General features: G+C 64.1%; 9 protein-coding genes. 5 read left to right on the top strand and 4 right to left on the bottom strand.

Features of this window, described 5'->3' with window-relative positions; all coding sequences use genetic code 11:
* Positions 1-43: 43 nt before the first annotated feature.
* Together nagZ and AAGT95_RS17500 are read left to right on the top strand one after the other, a co-directional pair.
* Positions 44-1,060: a beta-N-acetylhexosaminidase gene (nagZ, locus tag AAGT95_RS17505; protein ID WP_342594633.1), complete on the top strand. Its 1,017-nt coding sequence runs from the start codon at positions 44-46 to the stop codon at positions 1,058-1,060.
* A gap of 78 nt (positions 1,061-1,138) precedes the next feature.
* Positions 1,139-1,711, top strand: coding sequence for a hypoxanthine-guanine phosphoribosyltransferase (locus tag AAGT95_RS17500; RefSeq protein ID WP_110599321.1), 573 nt, complete (start codon positions 1,139-1,141; stop codon positions 1,709-1,711).
* A gap of 37 nt (positions 1,712-1,748) precedes the next feature.
* On the opposite strand, the gene ppsR is transcribed toward AAGT95_RS17500, so the two are convergent.
* A complete protein-coding gene (gene ppsR / locus AAGT95_RS17495) occupies positions 1,749-2,582 on the bottom strand; it encodes a posphoenolpyruvate synthetase regulatory kinase/phosphorylase PpsR (protein WP_110600397.1) in 834 nt (277 codons plus the stop codon).
* A 313-nt stretch (positions 2,583-2,895) separates the two neighbouring features.
* Here ppsR and ppsA point away from each other — a divergent pair, with 313 nt between their 5' ends.
* On the top strand, positions 2,896-5,232 hold the full coding sequence (ppsA, locus tag AAGT95_RS17490; protein WP_425356060.1) for a phosphoenolpyruvate synthase: 2,337 nt from the start codon (positions 2,896-2,898) through the stop codon (positions 5,230-5,232).
* A 102-nt stretch (positions 5,233-5,334) separates the two neighbouring features.
* On the opposite strand, the gene AAGT95_RS17485 is transcribed toward ppsA, so the two are convergent.
* The 3 genes from AAGT95_RS17485 to acnB all read right to left on the bottom strand — a co-directional run bounded on the left by AAGT95_RS17485 (position 5,335) and on the right by acnB (position 10,773).
* Positions 5,335-7,149 (bottom strand): glycerophosphodiester phosphodiesterase, encoded by a 1,815-nt coding sequence (locus AAGT95_RS17485; RefSeq protein WP_110599325.1) that lies wholly within the window; start codon positions 7,147-7,149, stop codon positions 5,335-5,337.
* Between the two features lie 172 nt (positions 7,150-7,321).
* Complete coding sequence (locus tag AAGT95_RS17480; RefSeq protein ID WP_342594632.1) at positions 7,322-7,912, bottom strand: outer membrane beta-barrel protein; 591 nt, start codon at positions 7,910-7,912, stop codon at positions 7,322-7,324.
* A gap of 257 nt (positions 7,913-8,169) precedes the next feature.
* Entirely contained in the window at positions 8,170-10,773 is a 2,604-nt protein-coding gene (acnB, locus tag AAGT95_RS17475; RefSeq protein ID WP_342594631.1) for a bifunctional aconitate hydratase 2/2-methylisocitrate dehydratase, read from the bottom strand.
* A 450-nt stretch (positions 10,774-11,223) separates the two neighbouring features.
* Between acnB and AAGT95_RS17470 the strand changes: the two genes are divergently transcribed.
* Both AAGT95_RS17470 and AAGT95_RS17465 read left to right on the top strand, forming a co-directional pair.
* The gene (locus AAGT95_RS17470) at positions 11,224-11,886 is read left to right on the top strand and encodes a tRNA-(ms[2]io[6]A)-hydroxylase (protein WP_342594630.1); all 663 of its coding nucleotides are present in this window, start codon (positions 11,224-11,226) and stop codon (positions 11,884-11,886) included.
* A gap of 110 nt (positions 11,887-11,996) precedes the next feature.
* Positions 11,997-15,899: an AAA family ATPase gene (locus tag AAGT95_RS17465; protein WP_342594629.1), complete on the top strand. Its 3,903-nt coding sequence runs from the start codon at positions 11,997-11,999 to the stop codon at positions 15,897-15,899.
* Positions 15,900-15,946: the final 47 nt, after the last annotated feature.

Raw genomic sequence — 15,946 nt, 5'->3', positions numbered from 1 at the left:
CTGTCGTCTAGAATCGGGCGCTCAATGGTCTCAGGTGTTAGCTATGACTCAACCTCTCGGCCCGGTCATGCTGGATGTCGAAGGCACCCAGTTACGTGACGAAGAGCGCCAGTTGATCTCGCGAGCGGAGGTCGGTGGTGTCTTGCTGTTTGCCAGGAACACCCCGGACGTCGCCACGACCCAGGCGTTGATCGGCCAGATTCGCGAGTGTCGCCCCGATATCCTGGTTGCGATCGATCAGGAAGGTGGTCGGGTGCAGCGCTTGAAGGAGGGCGTGACGCAGATACCGCCCATGGCGGTACTGGGCCACCACTTCGCGGAGTCCCCCGAGTCGGCATTGACCCTGACCCAGGACGCCGGCTGGCTGCTGGGCATGGAGATGGCCGCTTGCGGGTTCGATCTGAGTTTCGCGCCTGTGCTCGATCTCGACGACGACCAGTCGCCCGCCATCGGGTCGCGAAGTTTCTCGCCGGATCCGGAGGTGGTCGCCGTGCTGGCGGGCGCCTTCATCGAGGGGCTCCACGAAGCGGGCATGGTCGCTGTCGGCAAGCACTTTCCCGGCCACGGGGGAGCGCGGCAGGACTCTCATTTCGGGGTTGCCGAGGATCCGCGCTCCCTGGCGGAGCTGCGCGAGCACGACCTGGTGCCTTTCGCCAGGCTCGCCACCAAGCTGGATGGCATCATGCCGGCTCACGTCATCTACTCCGCGTTCGACGATCGGCCCGCCGGGTTCTCTCCCAGCTGGCTCGGGATGCTGCGCGAGGAGCTCGGTTTCAAGGGCGCCATCTTCTCGGATGATCTGACCATGGCGGCGGCGCACGCCGCCGGGTCACCCAGCGAGCGGGCCGAAGCGGCCTGGGGGGCCGGTTGCGACATGGCCGTCATCTGCAATGCTCCCGCAGCAGCACGCGAGATCGTCGCGGCCTGTGAGGGGCGCCAGGCCCAGCGTGTCGCCAAACTGCGTTACGCCCGCGCCCGCCCCACGCTGGCGTCGCTCGCCGCGATCTCCCGCTGGCGGCGCACCCACGTCCGTCTCGAATCGCTCAACGAGTCCGAATGACGGGTAGAGACCCTCTGTTTTCCCGCGACGGCCGGTGATGACCCTGGCCGTCGCTCTTTCCATGGTGAACCGTAGACGATGAATCAACCCCCCTCGATCGACGCCCTGAGCTCGATGCAGGAAGTGATGGACAACGCCGATTGCCTGATCGACCAGGCGCAGGTGGAACAGGCGCTGGACCGCATGGCGGCCGATATCACGAACCAGTTGGGCGACAAGCTGCCGGTCTTCTATTGCGTCATGAACGGCGGCCTGATCACCACCGGACATCTGCTGACGCGGCTCGGTTTTCCGCTGGAAGTCGACTATCTGCACGCTACCCGCTATCGCGGTGGTATCCGCGGCGGTGAGCTGTTCTGGCGAGTGTCGCCGGAGATTCCCATGGCCGGTCGCCATGTCGTGATCGTCGACGACATTCTCGACGAGGGCGCCACGCTGGCGGCCATTCTCGATTACTGCCGCCAGGCTGGCGCGGCGAGCATCTCGACGGCGGTGCTGGTCGACAAGCGACACGATCGCAAGTCGTCGCCGGATCTGAAGGCCGACTACTGCGGCCTGGAGGTCGTCGATCGCTACGTGTTCGGCTTCGGCATGGATTACAAGGGGTACTGGCGTAACGCGCCGGGTATCTTCGCGCCCAAGGGGTTGTGAGCCGACCGCTGATGCTCCGAGTCTCGTTTCAGCCCGCCTAGCGCGGGCTGAAACGTCTCTGCAGGCCGGTTTCGTTCATCATGCGCGTCGAGATCTCTTCGATCGAGAAGCGCGTGGTGTCGATGAACGGAATGTTGTGGCGGCGATAGAGCGCTTCCGCCTGGCCGATCTCCTGCATGCATTGGTCCATCGAGCAGTAACGGCTGTCTGGCCGACGCTCGGTGCGGATGGCCGACAGCCGGCGGGCATCGATGGTCAAGCCGAACAGCTTGTGGCGATGGTTGGCCAGTGACGGCGGGAGGTTGAGAATGCCGTTCTCGTCCAGGTCGTCCTCGGTCAGCGGATAGTTGGCGGCACGGATGCCGAACTGCAGTGCCAGATAGAGCGAGGTGGGCGTCTTGCCGCAGCGGGAGACGCCGATCAGGATGATGTCTGCCTCCTGATACTGATGCGTTCGCGCGCCGTCATCGTTGTCGAGGGCGAAATTGACCGCCTCGATACGATGCATGTAGACATCGTCGCGGCCGATCGCGTGGGTGCGGCCGACGGTATACGTCGAGTGGGTCTCCAGCTCTTCTTCCAGCGGGGCGAGGAAGGTGGAGAAGATGTCGACCTTGAAGGCCGGCGCCTCGGCGACGATGCTGCGGATCGCCTGGTCGACGATGGTGTCGATGACGATGGGACGGATCCCGTCGCGCTCGGCGGTGGACTCGATGATGCCGACCAGCGAACGGGCCTTGTCGAGGGTGTCGATGTAGGGCTTGGTGACCTGGATGAAATCCGTGTTCTCGAACTGTGAGAGCAGGCTGCGACCGAGGGTCTCCGCGGTGATGCCGGTGCCGTCGGAGATGAAGAAGGCGGTGCGGGGCATGGCATTGATCCGTAGATGTCGATCGCCCATTGTCGGCTGAAATCCGCGGCCGGGGCAACTCGTCGTCGGTGGAGAAGTCGCCTCGCCTCGCGGGACTACAGGAATGCGCGAAATGGGCGAATTCCTGTAGAAATACTCCAAACTCTACGCCCTTAAACTTCTGGCTAAGCCGAAAGTCGCCTGTTAGCTTCTGGCCCCATCGAGGCGCAGCGGAGCGCGCCGTTTCATGTGCCACGGTTCATCAGCGGTGGCCGGCCGAGACGATCAGGAGACGACTTTGGAACCATTCATTATCACTTTCGAGCAGTTGGGGATGTCCGATGTCGAGCGCGTCGGTGGCAAGAACGCCTCGCTGGGGGAGATGATCTCCAACCTGGCGGACGCCGGGGTCACCGTGCCCGGCGGTTTCGCCACCACCTCCCATGCCTATCGCGAGTTCCTGGCCCATGACGGCTTGAACGACCGCATCAATGCCGAGCTCTCCAAGCTGGACGTCGACGATACCGAGATGCTGGCCAAGGTGGGCGAGAGGATCCGCCAGTGGGTGATCGATACGCCCTTGCCCCCCGCCTTCGAGGATGCGCTGGGTGATGCCTATCAGACGTTGCAGGCCCGCCATCCCAACCTCAAGGTGGCGGTGCGTTCATCGGCTACCGCGGAGGACCTTCCCGATGCCTCCTTCGCCGGGCAGCAGGAGACCTTTCTCAATATCGACGGCTTCGACAACGTCAAGCGTGCCGTCCACGAGGTCTTCGCCTCGCTGTTCAACGATCGCGCCATCTCCTACCGCGTGCATCGCGGCTACCCGCATGAGAACGTCGCGCTCTCCGCAGGCGTCCAGAAGATGGTGCGCTCCGAGACGGCGGCGGCTGGGGTGATGTTCACGCTGGACACCGAGTCCGGCTATCGCGACGCGGTGTTCGTGACCGGCGCCTGGGGCCTGGGCGAGACCGTGGTGCAGGGGGCGGTCAATCCCGACGAGTTCTACGTTCACAAGCCGACGCTGGCTGCCGGCCGGCCCGCGGTGCTGCGACGGACACTGGGCTCCAAGCGGATCAAGATGGTCTATACCGATGACGCCGCTGCTGGCCGCTCGGTCAAGACGGTCGATGTCGCCCATGCCGACCGCCAGCGCTTCTGCCTGAGCGACGACGATGTGATGGAGCTGGCACGCCAGGCCGTGACCATCGAGAAACATTACGGCCGTCCGATGGACATCGAATGGGCCCGTGACGGCGACGATGGCAAGCTCTACATCGTCCAGGCCCGGCCGGAGACGGTAGTGTCGAACCAGGAGGGCGGCACCCTGGAGCGTTTCACGCTCAAGAACAAGAGCCGCGTGCTGGTCGACGGTCGCGCCATCGGTCAGCGGATCGGCCAGGGCAAGGTCAAGCTGGTGGCATCGCCGGAGGAGATGCACAAGGTACAGTCCGGCGACGTGCTGGTGACCGACATGACCGATCCCGACTGGGAGCCGATCATGAAGCGTGCGTCCGCCATTGTCACCAATCGCGGGGGGCGTACCTGCCATGCGGCGATCATCGCCCGCGAGCTGGGGATTCCCGCCGTGGTCGGCTGTGGCGACGCCACCGAGCTGCTCCAGGATGACGTCGAGGTGACGGTCTCCTGCGCCGAGGGCGACACCGGGCACGTCTACCAGGGCAAGCTGGAGTTCGACTGCCAGACCACCAGCGTCGACGCCATGCCGGAGATTCCGTTCAAGATCATGATGAACGTGGGTAACCCGGATCGCGCCTTCGCCTTTGCCGGACTGCCCAACGAAGGCATCGGCCTGGCGCGGCTGGAGTTCATCATCAACCGCATGATCGGCGTGCATCCGCGGGCACTAATGGATTACGACAAGCTCTCCAGCGACCTGCAGCAGACCATCGACCTGCGCACCGCCGGCTACGACGACCCGGTCAGCTTCTACGTGGATCGTCTGGTCGAGGGCATCTCCACCCTGGCGGCGGCGTTCTATCCCAAGCGCGTGATCGTGCGGCTGTCGGACTTCAAGTCCAACGAATACGAGAACCTGATCGGCGGCAAGCTCTACGAGCCGGGCGAAGAGAATCCGATGCTCGGCTTCCGCGGCGCCTCGCGCTACATCTCCGACGACTTCCGGGCCTGCTTCGAGCTGGAGTGCCGGGCGCTCAAGCGCGTTCGCGACGAGATGGGGCTCAACAACGTCGAGATCATGGTGCCGTTCGTGCGCACGCCGGCCGAGGGCAAGGCGGTGGTCGACCTGCTCGAGGCCAACGGCCTCAAACGCGGCGACAACGGGCTCAAGATCATCATGATGTGCGAGCTCCCCTCCAACGCGCTGCTGGCCGACGAGTTCCTGGAGCATTTCGATGGGTTCTCCATCGGTTCCAACGACCTGACCCAGTTGACGCTGGGTCTGGATCGCGACTCCGCGATCATCGCCCACCTGTTCGACGAGCGGGACCCGGCGGTCAAGAAGCTGCTGTCGATGGCGATCCAGGCCTGCAAGGCCCAAGGGAAGTACGTGGGCATCTGCGGCCAGGGACCTTCCGACCATCCGGAGCTTGCCAAGTGGCTGATGGAACAGGGGATCGATTCGGTCTCGCTGAATCCGGACGCCGTGCTCGAGACCTGGTTCATGCTGGCGGGTGAAACGCTGGGCTGATCGTCATTGAGCAGCCCAAGGGTCGGCGCGATACCCTCGCGCCGGCTTTTTTGGTTTTGACGTGATGACAAGACGTCGGCAACCGTGCTGTCGTCGGAGGGGTCACGAACGCAGCCAGTTGCGCAGCTTCACCAGCAGCAGTTCGCCGTCCGACATGGCCCGTCTTTCCTGCAGGATATTGGCGAGGGCATCGGGCCGATCGGTGATGATATTGTCGACCCCCATGTCGAGATAGCGCGACATGTCGCCGATACCATTGACGGTCCATACCGCCACCCCTCGGCCGGTATCGTGAATGGTCCTCAGCAGGCTCGGCGTGGCCTGGGTGTGGCGCAGACCGATGATGTCGGCGTCGGTGGTATGCAGCGCGCCGGGCAGGACGAACTGCAGAAACAGGGTGGTCCGCAGCTCTCCGTCCAGGCCCTTGACCACCTCGATGACATCGGGTGACAGCGAGGCAATCACGGCGTGGTCCGTCATCTGGCTGGCCTTCAACTGAGCGATGACCTTCTGGGCCAGTTCCTCGGCGGTGCCTGGCGCCGGCTTGAGCTCGACGTAGAGCCCGATGCGATCCCGCGCGTTGTCCAGGACCTGCTGGAACGTGGGAATGCGCTCGCCGACGAAGGCATCGCCGAAGTAGGAGCCGACATCGACCTGTTCGATCTCCGCCAGCGTCATGTCGCTGATGTTACGGTCGACCCCGGTCAATCGACTCAGATTGTTGTCGTGGGAGACGACGACCTGCCCGTCGCCGCTCAGGCGCACGTCCAGTTCCATGTAGTCGGCACCGTCGGCGATGGCCTGGTTCATCGAGGCCATGGTGTTCTCGGGTGCCACCAGAGAACTGCCGCGATGGGCGGTGATAGTGACGTGGTCGTTGATCTCGAACCCATGCAGTATCCAGCCCGCCTGGCCCAGGGCAAAGACCAGCAGCAGGATCTCTGCCCCCCAGGCGATCACCCCGGAGCGCTGCGGCGTCGCGGCGGGGCGAAACACTGGCGCCCGCCCGATGGCACGGTGGTATAGCGTGATCACCACCAGGCTGTTGGCTGCGATGCCCAGGAAAGTGAGGGCGATCGTGGTGACGATATACAGCGCCAGATAGGTCAGCATCGCCGGAATCAGCACGCTGTTGCGCTCCGGCAGATACCCGAGCAACGTCCCGCCCAGGGTGTTGAAGGCCAGGGTGAAGACAACCGGGATGGCCGCCACCAGCAGCGCCATGCCGACGACGGCCAGGGCCATCCGCAGGCGACGCCCCTGGGTCAATTCGCGGCTGCGTTTCAACGCGGCGATCGGCTTCAGCCCGTCGAGCATCATCGCCGGCAGTGCCAGGAACCAGCGGAAATAGAGGGCGGCGCTGAGTAGGACCAGCACCACAACGATCGGCGTCGCCACGGCGAGAAACTCCCACAGCTCGGGAGGCTTCAAGTGGATCAGAATATAGGGCTCGATATCGCCGAGCATGGCGCTGTAGAGGTGGGAGAGGCCGATGGCGAACGGGGCGGCCAGGAGAAGGTGGCTTCCGACCTGGAGCAGGGTGAGGGTCATCAAGGCCGGAAAACGGCGTAGCACGTGCCACAGCGAACCCATGGCCACCCGATAACGATTCCCGGCCTGGCTCGAGACGACGAGCATCATTCCCGCCTGCTGGAGGAAGATCACCAGGAAGCTGAGTCCGATCGCCACCAGCAGCCAGAGCAGCCCCCAGGGCGAGAAGGCGACATCCAGAATCTGTCCGTTGCTGAGCACGGGGCGGCCGATGCGACGGAGGAGTCCGGACAGCGTGTTGGCCGACAGCGGCACCCATACCGCCGAGGCGAGTAACGTGAAGAACAGGTGGAAGGCGATCAGCGAACGCAGGTGGGCGCGGATCTGCCGGGCGATGTCTTGTATCAGTGATCTGGGTGCTAGCATGGAGTGGTCGGCGGTGCCCCTTCCTGGGCCAAAGTGGTCTCAATGACGAATGGTCGCGACAAGGTGTGCCATTCAGTGTTGTCGTCAAACGGTCATCTTTGCAAGTTCGTCCGGCCATGAACGAAAAAGGCCGCTCGGAGGCGGCCTGGACACGGTATCGTCAACCGCGGGTCTAGAACTGCCAGCCCACGGAGGCGGTGTAGGTATCGACCTTGAAATTGCTGTCGAAATCGTAGCGCTCGTATTCGGTGCGCAGCAGAAGGTGCTGATAGCGGTACTGCACGCCGGCACCATAGACCGGGTCGATCCCGTCATTGTCATCGAGATCCGACGTGGCGCTGAGCTCGCCCCTGGCCTCCGTTTCCCAACGTGCCATACCCGCCTTGGCGAACAGCTCGAAGCCAGCGCCGACCGGCAGCTTGCCGACCAGACTCAAGCCGTAGGCCTTGCTCTTGAGATCGACGACATTGCCACCCCGGATCAGGTTGGGCTTGCCCAGATCGGCGTAGAAGGCCTCGGTGGCGAAGTAGGGGTTGTATTCGTAGCCGACGAATGCCTTGTAGACGCTGTCATCATCGTCGACGTGATAGCTTTCGCCGCTGGCCCCGGCAAACTTGCCGATCTCGCTGTCGCTGCTCGCCACCTCACCGTAGCCACCGCCGATGCCAAGATAGAGCCCGTCGGCGTTGGCCGCCTGCGCCGTCGGCGCCAACAGCAGCGGAGACATCGTCATCGGAATGACGAGCCAGATCTTCTTCTTCATCGTGAATCTCCCTTGAATGCGTCCGGACAGGCATTCCGTGGCCTCATCGGCGAATTGCCATGCGGATGACGAATGGCTACCGGCGTGTACGGATCGTCGACGCTGGTGAACAGCGTTTCATGACTCGGTCAGACTTTATGATTAGCCCCGGTCAGACGCAAGCGATCTCTCATCGAGGTCAGGCATAAAAAAACGCCCCGCGTTGGCGGGGCGTTTCGGTGACCTCTTCATGAAGCGCGAGCATCGGAAGAGACGTGTCAGGCTTCCTGGGCGACCGGAATGACGCTCGAGGCCGCTTTCTGGAAATCCTCTATCTCATGGAAGTTCAGGTAGCGGTAGATCTCACCCGCCATGGCATTGAACTCACCCATGGTAGCCTTGTACTCCTCCACCGTGGGCAGGCGGCCTTCGACCGCGGCGATGGCCGCGAGCTCTGCCGATGCCAAATAGACATCGGCGCCGTCGCCCAGACGGTTGGGGAAGTTACGGGTTGAGGTGGATACCACGGTCGACTTCGGCGCGACGCGTGCCTGGTTGCCCATGCAAAGCGAGCAGCCTGGCATCTCCATGCGAGCGCCAGCTTTGCCGTAGATGCCGTAGTAGCCCTCCTCGGTCAGTTGATGTTGGTCCATCTTGGTCGGCGGTGCAAGCCACAGGCGCGTTTTCAGGCTGCCGGCCGGCTGCTTCTCGAGCAATTTGCCGGCGGCGCGGAAGTGGCCGATGTTGGTCATGCACGAGCCGATGAAGACTTCATCGATCTTCTGGCCGGCAACCTCGGAGAGCAGACGCGCATCGTCGGGATCGTTGGGCGCACAGAGCACCGGCTGGTCGATCTCGGCCAGGTCGATCTCGATCACCGCAGCGTACTCGGCGTCGGCGTCGGCGCGCATCAGGCTGGGGTTGGCCAGCCACGCTTCCATGGCTTCGATACGGCGCTCCAGCGTGCGGCGGTCGCCATAGCCGGCGCTGATCATCCACTTCAGCAGGGTGACGTTGGAGTTCAGGTACTCGGTAACGCGCTCTTCGCCCAGCGTGATGGTGCAACCCGCAGCGCTGCGCTCCGCGGAGGCGTCGGAGAGCTCGAACGCCTGCTCGGCGGTGAGATCCTCGAGACCTTCGATCTCCAGAATGCGGCCGGAGAAGATGTTCTTCTTGCCGGACTTGGCCACCGTCAGGTGCCCTTGCTGGATCGCGTAGTAGGGGATCGCGTGGACCAGGTCGCGCAGGGTGATGCCCGGCTGACGCTCACCCTTGAACCGCACCAGCACCGATTCCGGCATGTCCAGCGGCATCACGCCGGTGGCCGCCGCGAAGGCCACCAGCCCGGAGCCTGCCGGGAACGAGATCCCCATCGGGAAACGGGTGTGCGAGTCACCACCGGTACCGACGGTGTCCGGCAGCAGCATGCGGTTGAGCCAGGAGTGGATGATGCCATCGCCCGGTCGCAGCGAGACGCCGCCACGGTTCATGATGAAGTCGGGCAGGGTGTGATGGGTCTCGACGTCGACCGGCTTGGGATAGGCGGCGGTGTGGCAGAAGGACTGCATTACCAGGTCGGCCTGGAAGCCGAGGCACGCCAGATCCTTGAGCTCGTCGCGAGTCATCGGGCCGGTGGTGTCCTGGGAGCCGACCGTGGTCATCTTCGGCTCGCAGTACATGCCCGGGCGGACGCCGTCCATGTCGCAGGCCTTGCCGACCATCTTCTGGGCCAGGGTGAAGCCCTTGCCGGTGTCGCCCGGCTGTTCCGGCTTGCGGAAGATATCCGAGCCCGGCAGGCCGAGTTCGTTGCGCGCCTTCTCGGTCAAACCGCGGCCGATGATCAGGGGGATACGGCCACCGGCGCGCACTTCGTCGAGGATCACCTGGGTCTTGAGCGCGAAGGTGGAAACGACTTCGTCGCTGTCGTGACGGGTCACCTTGCCTTCATACGGATAGACATCGATGACGTCGCCCATTTCGAGCTTGTCGACATCCATCTCGATCGGCAGGGCGCCGGCGTCTTCCATGGTGTTGAAGAAGATCGGTGCGATCTTGCCGCCGAAGCAGAACCCGCCGGCCCGCTTGTTGGGGACGTGGGGGATGTCGTCGCCGAAGAACCACAGCACCGAGTTGGTCGCCGACTTGCGCGAGGAGCCGGTGCCCACCACGTCGCCGACGTAGGCGACCGGGAAGCCCTTGGCCTTGACCGCCTCGATCTGCGCCAGCGGGCCCTTGCTGCCCGCCACTTCCGGCTCGATGCCGTCGCGCGGGTTCTTGAGCATGGCGTTGGCGTGGAGCGGGATGTCGGGGCGCGACCAGGCATCCGGCGCCGGCGACAGGTCGTCGGTGTTGGTCTCGCCGGGTACCTTGAACACGGCGATGCTGATCTTGTCGGCCAGCGCCGGCTTGGCCAGGAACCACTCGGCCTCGGCCCACGACTCGAGCACGCCCTGGGCCACGGCGTTGCCGCTCTTGGCCCGCTCGGCGACATCGTGGAAGGCGTCGAACATCAGCAGGGTGTGCTTGAGCTGCTCGCCCACTTCCTGGGCCAGCTCACTGTCGTCCAGCAGCTCGACCAGGGTGGCGATGTTGTAGCCGCCCTGCATGGTCCCCAGCAGCTTGACCGCGTGGATCTTGTCGATCAGCGGCGAGGTCGACTCGCCCTTGGCGATGGCGGTGAGGAAGCCGGCCTTGACGTAGGCGGCCTCGTCGACACCGGGCGGCACGCGATCGGTGATCAGTTCGAGGAGAAATGCCTCTTCACCGGCGGGCGGCTGCTTGAGCAGCTCGACCAGTTGGGCGGTCATTTCGGCGGTCAACGGTTTCGGCGGCACGCCTTCCTGGGCGCGCTCCTCGACATGTTGGCGGTAAGCTTCAAGCACGGTGGAGACCCTCATCTAGAGTTAGAGCCCGCATGAGCGAGACGGAATCCGGGCCAGGACGCGGCAGGTACGGAACGTCTCGTCCTTCGGCAAGCCAGGATCGTCTGGCGGCCATTGACATGGCTGTCACGAAATCGGCTGCGGTGGGCGCTGCGAAGTCTACGTGAAACTGTCGACAATGTTAAGGAGGCCACGTCGGCACCGGTCTTCCGCCACTTCCGGTCTGCCGTCAATGTCACCATGGTCGTGGAAATGGCTATCGAAGTCTCGTCGGGCAGGCGCTACCATGAGCCCACTGGATTCGAATCCACTCTGATTCAACGTATCGAGTGGCCGCAATCCTCGAGAGGTTCTCCGGGTCGGGAAATATGACATGTCTCGCCACGGCCCGATGTCTTCCATCCGCAAAACGGGGCTGGCAGTTGCCTGCCAAGCGCCCGAAGAACGTCAATGACTACTCAACGAATGACCGATGACATCGATGTCGACATCGACCGCTTGCTGCCGGTCGAGCTGCTCGAATTCCTACCTTGTGCCACGCCTCGGCGCTGGATCGACGCCGCACTGGAAAACCCGGCGCTGTTGTTGATCGACCATGCGCAGTGTGAAAAGAAGGCCGCCTCTACCGCGATGAGCCTGATGTTCCGGTATGTCGATCGCCCCGAACTTCTGACCAAGATGTCTCAGCTGGCGCGTGAGGAGCTTCTCCATTTCGAGCAGGTGGTCGGTTTGATGCAGGAGCGGGGAGTCGACTACTCCCACATTCAGGCGTCGCGCTACGCGGAGGGGCTGCGTGAACACGTAGCACGAGAAGAGCCGGATCGATTGATCGATATTCTGATCGTGGGCGCGTTCATCGAAGCGCGCTCGTGTGAGCGTTTCGCACGGCTGATTCCTCATCTCGATGAGCCGCTTGCCAAGTTCTATCGCTCCCTGGTGCGTTCGGAAGGGCGTCATTTCGAGGATTACCTCGGGCTCGCCGAACGCTATGGCGGCAAGGCCGCCGTGGCCGAACGCGTGACTCGCTTCGCCGCTCACGAAAAAGCGTTGATCGAAGGCGAAGACGCCATGTTCCGCTTTCACAGCGGCGTGCCGAGAGCGACCTCGCCGTGAGTCGTCGCAACCTCGGCGATCATGCTGGCCCAGGTCGACCAGGGGCGCGTGTCAACCGGCTTGGCGATGATCTGCGTGTGGTCGCTTCTTCTATCGGATAATGGACAACGATGAATTCAGGTCGAGCAACAACAACAATCGCGCTCTTCGGACATTTCGGGTATCGGCAGGGTGATCAGGCGCTGACGCACTTCAGCTACGACAAGGTGAAGGCGCTGCTGATCTACCTGCTGATGCAGGAGGCGCCGGCGAGCCGTGCCGCGCTGGCAGAAATGCTATGGCCGGACCAGGGCGTCAAGTCGGGGAGGACGAACCTTCGCCATGCCCTTCACTGCCTCCGGCACAGCCTCGGCGATCTCGCCGAGTCGTCCCTGACCGTCACCCGGCAGACCATCTCCTTCGATCTGCCGCCCAGTGTTCACTGGGATCTTCGCGAGGTGGACGGCCTGCTGCGAGAACCGCCTTCCATCGATGTCCTCGAGCGGCTGCTCGACTACTATCGCGGCGACCTGCTGTCCGAACTGCATCTGGGCCAGTGCGTCGCTTTCCAGCAGTGGCTGGTACGCACCCGGGGCGAGTGGCGACAGCGCTTGACCGAATACGCGGAACGAGTGCTGGAGGCGTGCTCGGCGCTGCCCGAGGGGCTGCTGCGAACCCTGATCCACCGAATCCCGGACTTTGGTCCTTTCCACGAGCGATTGGTGCGACAGCTTGCCGAGCACGGGCAGTTCGCCGCCGCCCGGGAACAGTTCAACGCCTTTCTGCAACACCTGGCGCTATCCGGCCAGCAGCCCGAGCCCGGCTTTCTGCAACTGGCGAGATTCTGGTCGGAGGGGCCGGAACCGGGACAGATACACCTCGATTGGTCGAACGGCGTCGGCGCCGACACGCCCCAGGGGCGGCGGGAGGTGCCAGGGTACTCGGCGGAAGATATCGATTATCGCCAGGTCACGGTCATGGCGATTGCGCTCCGACCGGCGGACGCCGGAAACGACCTCGGTCGGGCGCTGGCTTGCCTGAAGGCTCAGGACCAGCTGTTCCGGTGGCTGGAGACCCAGTGTCGCCATCTTGGCGGTTTCTGGCAGGCCGCAGTAGGGAGTGGCGTGGGGCTCGCCTGCTTCGGCACCCACGGCCCAACCCATCAGCTGGCCGAACTAGTGGCGCTGTTCGAGCATTGTCGCCAAGGGCTCACCCACGAGCTCGATAATCTGTGGCAGGGCGAGGAGGCGCCGCCCCGGTTCACGCTGACGGCCGGCCTGGATAGCGGTCGCGTGATCTGGCTTCCGGAGCGGCACTCGATCGATCCGTTCGGCGACGTGACGCAGGTGGCGCTGGCCATGATGGTGGCGGCCAAGAGCAGCGAACTGGTCATCTCGCTCAACGCCAGTCAGCACCTGCCGCCGGCTTTCGACCTGCAATCCCGCCTGACTCCCCGTCTGATCAGCAGCGACGGTCGGGTTCAGCGGCGGGGGCTGGTGCTGGGCGTGGAGTCTTCCTGTCGCGAGACCCTGCCGCCGAGCCTTACCGGACGCGAGACCGAACTCCGCCAGTTGCGCGATGCGCTGGCTCGGGTCTCCCTCGGGCTGCGGCAGAGCCTGCTGGTACTGGGCGACACGGGTATCGGCAAGTCCGCCTTGATGATCCACTTCCGGGAATATCTGCAACAAGAGGACGCGGCGGTTTTCTGGCGGCCCACGACTCGCTTGTCGAGTCAGACATCCTACGGGCTGGTCCAGGCGCTGCTGGGGTGGTATCTCGAAGCGGAGCCGGATGACGCCGCGATCAGGGGACTGGTCGACCGGATTCCCGCGATGGAGCGAGTCGGCGTCGAGCGCCGGCAGCTGCTGGTCGACGTGCTCGGGCGGGCGTCGCTGGCCAGGGAGGACGCCGACGAGGCGGTGGAGCTGGTCACCCAACTGACCCAGGCACTGATTCTCGAGACCACTCGCTCTCGCCGTCCGCTGGTGATCATCGTCGACGATCTGCAGTGGCTGGACGAGCCGTCACTGAAAGTCCTGCAGAATCTCCAGGCCCGGCTGCCGATTCACACGGCCTTGTTACTGGTTGCCTCCCATCAGAACCGGGAGGTTCCCTCGGTCAGGTTGAACTGGGATCAGCAGGTGGTGCTGGGGCGCCTCGATGCGGAGCAGTCCGCTGACATGCTGGACTACCTGGCCCGCCGCCATCGCCTCAAGCTGAACCTGCGACTGCGCGAACAGTTGATCGAGCGGTGCGAGGGGGTTCCTCTCTACTTGCAGGAGATCTGCCGCCGGCTCGAGATCGATCGGCGCGAGGGCAGGCGCCTGGACGCCGACAGCCTACCGAGCGGGTTGCTGGGGTTGCTCGCCAGCCGTATCGACCAACTGCAGGGGTATCGCCATGTCGCGCACATGGCGGCAACGCTTGGCCGTCAGTTCGAAGCCGGCATGCTGCGCGCCGGTCTGGCGATCGGTGACGATCTCTTCAAGGCGGCACTGGAGCAGATGCGAAGGCTCGAGATCATCGAGCCCTGCGACATGCCGCCCTACGATTTCCAGTTCAGCCATCCGCTGCTGCAGGAAGCGGCCTATCTCTCGTGTCCGCAGGATGTGCGGATCGTGCTGCATCAGCAGGTCGTGAAACTGATCGAATCCAGTTACCCCGCGTGGATCAGCCGTCATCCCGGGGATTTCGCCGAGCATCTGCGCCGGAGCGGCGATCCGGCCCGGGCCGCACGCTACTTCGAAATGGCGGCAAGGAGTGCGCTCAAGGTCAGCGCCAACCGCACGGCGTTGAAAATGGCCGAGTCCGGTCTTGCCAGCCTGACAGTGGCTTCCGGCGGTGGCGCCGAGCGTGAAATCAGTCTGCTGACGGTGAAAGGGCAGGCTTGCTACGCGCTGGAAGGGCATGGCTCTCCGGCGGCGCAGGAGAGTTTTCTCCGGGCGCAGAGTCTGTGGCAAGGTTCGATACCGGATGACGATGAAGCCGACGATCAGGCGTTTCTGGTGACCTGGGGGCTCTGGGTGGGCGCCAGCCAGCGCCACGCCACGCAAGAGGCGGAGTCGCTGGCCTTGCAGTTGCGCGATCTGGCGCGACGCATCGACGATCCGCGCTACCAGCGTCTGGCGCTCTATGCCCGCGCCCATGGCGAATACTGGAGCGGCCGGATTTCGCTGGCCTACGAGCACCTCGATCAGGTCGATCCGCTGAGTTGGCCCATGGTGCTGGAGTGGTTACCTTACTCCGATCATCCGCAGGTAGCCGCGGCCTGCTATCAGAGCTGGACCCTCTGCCTGCGGGGTGACTATCGACGCGCGGAGCAGCAGATGGAAGCCGCCATTCGCCTGGCGGAGTCCGTGCGGCATCCGGGGTCGTTGGCCATGGCGCTGATATTCGCCGCGTCCCTCTACCGGCAACTGGGACATATCCATCTGGCGACCGAACGTGGCCGTCGCGCCCACGAGATGACGCGTACCGCGGATCTCCAGCGCTGGCACTGGGAGGCGGAGTGCGTGCTGGGGTGGAGTCAGTCGCTGGCCGGAGAGGCGCGGGGCCTGCAGAGAATCGAGTCCAGCGTGGCCCGGTTGAGCGAGTTGACGGGCAGGGAGCCCTGGCAGCGACCGTTCCTGTGGTACGGCGACGCCTGCCTGGCGCTCAACGATGTGGGGCGCGCCGCGGCGTATCTCGAGCCCTGTCTCGAGCATGCGCTGACACGGCGCTCCCTGATGATGCCCCAAATCGGCTTGCAGATGGCCCGGGTCAAGCATCGCCGGGGCGACGACATGGCGAGCGTGGCGTCCCTCATCGAAGCGTCGAGAAGCTGGGCCGTCGAAGCCGGCAGCCCCCACATGGAGTTGAAAAGCCTCGAGATGTGGCTCTCCCTGGTCGATCCCGGCGACCGGGAAAAGCAGCGGGCGCTGCGTTATCGGCTGGGGGAGGTGGCGCTGTCCGATGCGCCGGTTCTGACTCGCTGGCGAACGCTGCTGGACAATGTCAGCGCCGCTTCGTCCCATCCGGCCGACTTCCAGCTCTAGGCTTGGTGCGGGGAGGTCGGTGAGTCACCGGCAAGGGGTAAGCCCCT

The sequence above is a fragment of the Salinicola lusitanus genome, from assembly GCF_038648475.1.
In the GTDB taxonomy this organism is placed as follows: Bacteria; Pseudomonadota; Gammaproteobacteria; order Pseudomonadales; family Halomonadaceae; genus Salinicola; species Salinicola lusitanus.
The sequence above is the reverse complement of the archived record's forward strand: the minus strand, read 5'-3'. Positions and strand labels throughout refer to the sequence as shown.

Bases quoted from the DNA above. Each gene is read 5' to 3' on its own strand.
- nagZ (WP_342594633.1), top strand. From the start codon at position 44: ATGACTCAACCTCTCGGCCCGGTCATGCTGGATGTCGAAGGCACCCAG.
- AAGT95_RS17500 (WP_110599321.1), top strand. From the start codon at position 1,139: ATGAATCAACCCCCCTCGATCGACGCCCTGAGCTCGATGCAGGAAGTG.
- ppsR (WP_110600397.1), bottom strand. From the start codon at position 2,582: ATGCCCCGCACCGCCTTCTTCATCTCCGACGGCACCGGCATCACCGCG.
- ppsA (WP_425356060.1), top strand. From the start codon at position 2,896: ATGTCCGATGTCGAGCGCGTCGGTGGCAAGAACGCCTCGCTGGGGGAG.
- AAGT95_RS17485 (WP_110599325.1), bottom strand. From the start codon at position 7,149: ATGCTAGCACCCAGATCACTGATACAAGACATCGCCCGGCAGATCCGC.
- AAGT95_RS17480 (WP_342594632.1), bottom strand. From the start codon at position 7,912: ATGAAGAAGAAGATCTGGCTCGTCATTCCGATGACGATGTCTCCGCTG.
- AAGT95_RS17470 (WP_342594630.1), top strand. From the start codon at position 11,224: ATGACTACTCAACGAATGACCGATGACATCGATGTCGACATCGACCGC.
- AAGT95_RS17465 (WP_342594629.1), top strand. From the start codon at position 11,997: ATGAATTCAGGTCGAGCAACAACAACAATCGCGCTCTTCGGACATTTC.